Below are 5784 nucleotides of genomic sequence, written 5' to 3' on the forward strand. Positions count from 1 at the left end.
GAATAAAGGCCCCCTGAATCCCCCCAAGGGGGACATGAAAAAGCGCTAGGTCTAACCGAAAAAATGAACATGAAAAGTTTTTTCACAACAAGAACAGATGCGATTTCTCGCCTTCAAGTTCCATGCGACAGGAAGAGAAATTTAAACTGGTTTTTGCGACCTGCTTAAAACATCAAAGACTAAAAAACAACACATTTGATTTAATTGTGGTATTACGTCGATAAAAGCCGGAAATAAAATGAAAAATATTGGCATCATATACGGTGGTTACTCATCCGAAGTTGTTGTAAGTAAAAAAAGTGCAGCTGGAATAAAATCTTTTCTGGACTCCACAAAATATAATATTATTCCGGTTTTAATTACGGAAGAAAAATGGGTGGCAGAATTCGACAACCGGGAAATTCCTATTGAAAAAAACAATTTTTCGTTTACCCTTGACGGCAAACAGCACACCTTCGATTGCTTATACATTACCATTCACGGCACACCCGGCGAAAACGGACTGCTGCAGGGATATCTGAAAATGCTGAAAATCCCCCACTCCACCTGCGATGTTCTGCCATCTGCACTCACCTTCAATAAATTCACCTGCAATACCTATCTCAAAGGTTTTGGAGTCGCTGTGGCTGATTCCATCCTCATCAGGAAGGGCCGTGAGTTTAATCCTGCTGACATAGAAGAAAAATTGGGAATCCCCTGCTTTGTAAAGCCCAATGCAGGCGGCTCAAGCTTTGGCATCTCAAAAGTTAAAACCGCCGAGGAGCTGCTTCCGGCTATCGAAAAAGCATTTGCTGAGTGCGACGAAGTATTGGTCGAGGAATTAATGGAAGGAACAGAAATAACCTGTGGTATTTACAAAACACAACAGCGGGAGGTTGTCATGCCTTTGACCGAAGTCATAAGCAAAAATGAATTCTTTGATTTTGAAGCCAAATACAATGCCGACAGAGCCATCGAAATAACTCCCGCACGAATATCAACTGAGCTCACAGAAAAAATTCAAAAAATCACTTCGCTCATCTACGACATACTTAACTGCAAGGGAATTGTCCGGGTTGACTTTATCATCACAGATAAACAGATATTCCTAATCGAAGTAAACACCACCCCCGGCATGACGCCCACCAGTTTCATTCCCCAGCAGGTAGAAGCGATGGGCATGACCATGAAAGAAGTGATGACGGAGGTTATTGAAGATGCTATTAAAAGAGGAGACCATTGAGAGTTCCTGGAACACATAAGAAACATAAGGCAGGAAGAAGATAATAAATCAAATAAGAGAAATAAGGAGCTGGAAAGCCAGAGGCCGAAAGGCAGAAGCTTGAGGTGGCTGAAAACCACAAGTTTGGCCCCCCGAAGGTGTCGAACATTTTATTAAACCCGATGGTGCTTTTTAACCTTCTATATTCATGAATTATCGTTATGAGATGTTCAAATATCAAGAAATACTATCAACCGCTGAGAAAATGGATGTAGGAAATAATAAATATTTTTCAGGTCCATTTTATTGAGGACGGTTGTATTTTGCAGATAGTTGGACATCGGAATAGATTATTTGTGAATAATTCAGGTTAAGATATCCCTTATAAATAAAAACGGGTGTATCTTAAAACTTTAAAGATACACCCGGATAAGAACAGCCAAATGGCTGCATGTAATCTGAATCGTCCTGATTATTTTTCAATTGCATAGCTACTTGAATTTTTACCTGAAACCAAACTTACATAATACGTACCGGAAGGAAGTGATGAAACATCAAATTTACCGGAATAAGTAAGGTCTTTGGGTAAAGCAGATTCAAACAGTACATTTCCTCTTGCGTCTTCTACTTTCATGTTGAAAGAATCATAAGCCTTGTTCAAATAGCTAACAAAGACAAAATCATCTTTAGCCCAAACTTTAGCGGCAAGTTCTTCAGAATCCTTACCGGAAACTTCAGAAACCAATTTTCCGCCTGACACAGCAAATTCATCTTTCAGGAAAGTTTTTCCACTCCCTTTCAAAACAGCAACATACTTACCATCGCTCAGCTTTGAAAAGTCAAACAGTTTGTTGAATTGGTCGCTGCTTCCAACTTTGCCACTTGAGTAGACAAACGATCCGTCTTCAGATTTAATTTCAACAGAAAAATCAACCATCTCTTCGCTCAATGCTGAAATAAGAGCATAATTAGTATCCAGATAAGGATAAACAGTGATTTTTCCTTTGGCAGATGCAGGGCCTACTACTGAAACCAACAAAACTACCAACGCAGCTACAGATAAAAACTTTTTTGCTTTCATAATTGTAATTTTTAAAGTAAAACATCGATTATTGTGCCTTTCTATAAGAACACAGTGCAAACATAATTCGGTTTTCTGCCCACTCCAAATTTTCCGACCAAAAAGTCCTTTATTTTACAAATTCTTAACCATACCCCCTGTTTCGTGTCAATTAGTAAACATTTAACGATGTTTCATTCACATTTAATTTACTTTCAACAGACTTATTCAATCAAATAAGTTTTTTTTGACAATACACCCCCCTTTTTGCCATTATAGTAACAAAACATTAAAAACAGCGTCTTCGAAAACATTTCAGGAAAAAACTTTGTTACAACATACAGAATCGCTTGAGAAGCTGATGTTACCCTTTAATTAAAGGAACCTTAAAAATTCAGAAGAATAAATCGTGAGACATAATTATTTTTCCTAGTCATTATCCTGTGTATTTTGTTAACATTTTTTTATTGACCCCCGGCTCAATACTTACGCAATCGAACCCAACACAATAAACTGTATTTCAATCACATTAAGTTAATAAATTTCAAAAACAACAGAAAAACAAAGGGCTGTAGCTTGTTATTTAAACAAATCAGCCCGCTTTCAATAATTCAAATATTTGTTAAACCAGCTTTCGAAGCATTAATAAAAACACTATGGAAAGAAATAATTCAAAAGTAAAATTTGCAGGAAATCAGGTCACACTTGTAGGTAAAGAACCTAAAATTGGGGAAAGTGCGCCTGAATTTACCGTTCTGGGAAACGATTTAAAACCAGCTAAACTCACCGATTTTGATGGAAAAGTGAAGATCATTGCTGTGTACCCATCCATTGACACCAGCGTTTGTGCCGCGCAAAACAGAAGATTCAATCAGGAAGCAGACAAGCTAAATGATGTTGTGGTGTTGTCCATTTCATGCGACCTGCCATTTGCTCAAAAAAGATTTTGTGCCGCCGAAGGACTAAACAACATTGTAACGCTATCGGATCATAAAGACGTCGATTTTGGAACCAAATATGGTTATCTGATGGAGGAGTTGCGTTTGCTGGCACGAGGAACCGTAATTATTGGGAAAGACAATAAAATCAAGTATGTGGAGTATGTTCCGGAAGTTACCGAAGAGCCTGATTACGAAAAAGCCCTGGAAGTCGTTAAGGGACTTATCTAGGAGGCATGGGGCATGGGGCATGGAGCAAAGAGCATGGAGTCCCCACCAGGAAAACTTAAGGCTGCCACAAAACGGGCAGCCTTTTTTATCCCATAAAATCTTTGAAAGCATTGTAATTAACTCCACCTGTTGACTCCTGACTTGTTTGCTGTGCTTTCCAGTTCCGGGCCAGTTCTTTAAAAACAGGGTCTGCATGCTCCATAAACATAATGGTAGATTGGCAGAAACGGGGCAACCCACTGTCTTTAGGATCTTTTATTCTGTCTTTGGTACAACCACCATAACAGTGTTGCAACCAGGGACAAGTGCGACATTTTCGGGGAAGTTGACTTTTTAACTGGCCAAACTTTGTTTGCTTTGGAGAATTGAGCATATCCACCAGGCGATTTTGCTTAATATTTCCAAGTTTCCATTTGGATTCCACAAAGAAATCGCATGAATATACATCGCCATTGTGTTCCACCGTTGGATAAACACCACACTCCTTACTCAAAGTACACTCCGGTGCATCCAAACCTACATAGGTATGAAAAACGGACTCGATAAACCGCACATTCGTGGTTGGTTGTCCATTTTCAAAATCGCGCAGCCACAAGTCAAAAATTTCAATCATAAAACGACCATACTGCTCGGCAGTGACAGAAAATGCAGCGACTTTGCGGTGATTTTCCTTATCTCTCTCCACAATAGGAATAAACTGCATCCATTCAAACCCCTGTTCTTTAAAAAACGCATACAGTTCACTTGCATGTGGCGCAGAATCGCTTGTAATGCAACACATGGCATTAATCGCCACTTGATGTTCCAGCAAAAGCATTGCACTTTGCATCACTTGTTTCCATGAGGGTTGAAGGTTCTTGGTCAGCCGGTATTTATCATGAATGTGCTGAGGCCCGTCAATAGACAACCCCACAAGAAATTCGTATTGCCCCAGGAAACCGGCCCACTCCTTGTCAAGAAGTAATCCATTTGTTTGCAAACCATTGCCAACAACTTTACCCCGACCATACTTTTGTTCCAGAGCCACTACTTTTTTATAGAAATCCAGTCCCATAAGGGTTGGCTCTCCTCCCTGCCACGTCAAGGCAATGTTTTCGCCCGACTGCTCCATGGCCTGTTTTATGAGCACTTCCAAAATCTCCCCACTCATCCGATGCTGCTTTTCATCAGGAAAAAGGTCAGCCTTTTCCAGATAAAAACAGTATTCACATCCCAGGTTACAATCAGGCCCGGCAGGTTTTATCAGAATTGAATTGAGCGGTTTAAATTTGTTCTTCATCCTCGGAAAATTAAAATATCAGTCCCACAACAGAGAAAACTGCTCCTTTCTCTTTGCAATTAATAGGCCCGATTACACTTTATTCTTCGTAGTCCTCCATGGGCTCACAAGTGCAAACCAGATTTCGATCTCCCCAGGCATCATCAACACGGGCCACTGCAGGCCAGAACTTATTGTCGCGCACCCAGGCCAGTGGGAAAGCTGCCTTCTCCCGTCCATAAGGTTTTTCCCATGAGTCTGTCACCACCACGCGATCGGGGTGAGGAGCATTCTTCAGCACATTATCCTCTTTATCGGCAATCCCTGCTTCCACCTCTTTTATTTCTGCGTAGATGGCTTTCATTGCATCTACAAAACGATCAAGTTCCTCCTTGGATTCACTCTCCGTTGGTTCAATCATGAGTGTTCCATGAACAGGAAACGAGACCGTGGGTGCGTGATATCCATAATCCATCATACGCTTGGCAATATCAATTTCGGTGATTCCGGTGGCAGATTTAAGTTTTCGACATTCAAGAATCATCTCGTGCCCCACACGTCCACATTCTCCGGAATAAAGAAGTCCATAATCGTCTTTCAATTCAGCAGCCAGATAGTTAGCATTCAGAATGGCCATTTTAGTGGCGCGGGTAAGTCCTTCAGCCCCCATCATCTTAATATAACCATAGGTTATTGGCAAAACACCAGGGCTTCCCCATGGTGCAGCTGCCACAGCAGAAATCCCATCCCGCAGATTATCAATCACTGTATGTCCGGGCAAAAAGCCCCTAAGGTGCTCAGCAACAGCAATGGGCCCTACTCCGGGGCCACCACCACCATGAGGAATAGCAAAAGTCTTGTGCAAATTCAGATGGCACACATCTGCTCCGATTATCCCAGGGCTGGTAATACCTACCTGGGCATTCATGTTGGCGCCATCCATATAAACCTGACCACCGTGCTGATGGATAATTTTACAAACCTCCAGTATTGAAGATTCAAAAACGCCATGCGTAGATGGGTAAGTAACCATGATACAGGAAAGTTCATCACTGTGTTTTTCAGCCTTGGATTTTAAATCCTCAACATCTATATT

The 5784-nt window shown here is 41.1% G+C and carries 4 protein-coding genes and 1 pseudogene; 2 read left to right on the forward strand and 3 right to left on the reverse strand.

Annotation, left to right across the window (positions count from 1 at the left end; translation table 11 throughout):
• Positions 1-238: 238 nt before the first annotated feature.
• Positions 239-1222 (forward strand): D-alanine--D-alanine ligase, encoded by a 984-nt coding sequence (locus QZZ43_RS19205; RefSeq protein ID WP_291862713.1) that lies wholly within the window; start codon positions 239-241, stop codon positions 1220-1222.
• A gap of 451 nt (positions 1223-1673) precedes the next feature.
• Here the strand turns inward: QZZ43_RS19205 and QZZ43_RS19210 are convergent, their stop codons facing one another.
• Positions 1674-2282: a T9SS C-terminal target domain-containing protein gene (locus QZZ43_RS19210; protein ID WP_291862716.1), complete on the reverse strand. Its 609-nt coding sequence runs from the start codon at positions 2280-2282 to the stop codon at positions 1674-1676.
• A gap of 635 nt (positions 2283-2917) precedes the next feature.
• Between QZZ43_RS19210 and tpx the strand changes: the two genes are divergently transcribed.
• The gene (gene tpx / locus QZZ43_RS19215; RefSeq protein ID WP_291862719.1) at positions 2918-3430 is read left to right on the forward strand and encodes a thiol peroxidase; all 513 of its coding nucleotides are present in this window, start codon (positions 2918-2920) and stop codon (positions 3428-3430) included.
• A gap of 85 nt (positions 3431-3515) precedes the next feature.
• Here tpx and QZZ43_RS19220 read toward each other — a convergent pair whose 3' ends face one another.
• The gene (locus tag QZZ43_RS19220; RefSeq protein ID WP_291862722.1) at positions 3516-4709 is read right to left on the reverse strand and encodes an anaerobic sulfatase maturase; all 1194 of its coding nucleotides are present in this window, start codon (positions 4707-4709) and stop codon (positions 3516-3518) included.
• 79 nt (positions 4710-4788) lie between these two features.
• Positions 4789-5784, reverse strand: a pseudogene (locus QZZ43_RS19225) (glycine dehydrogenase (aminomethyl-transferring)); the annotation flags it as partial.

Origin of the sequence: Marinilabilia sp. (assembly GCF_016278715.1) — a bacterium.
Classification (GTDB): domain Bacteria; phylum Bacteroidota; class Bacteroidia; order Bacteroidales; family Marinilabiliaceae; genus Marinilabilia.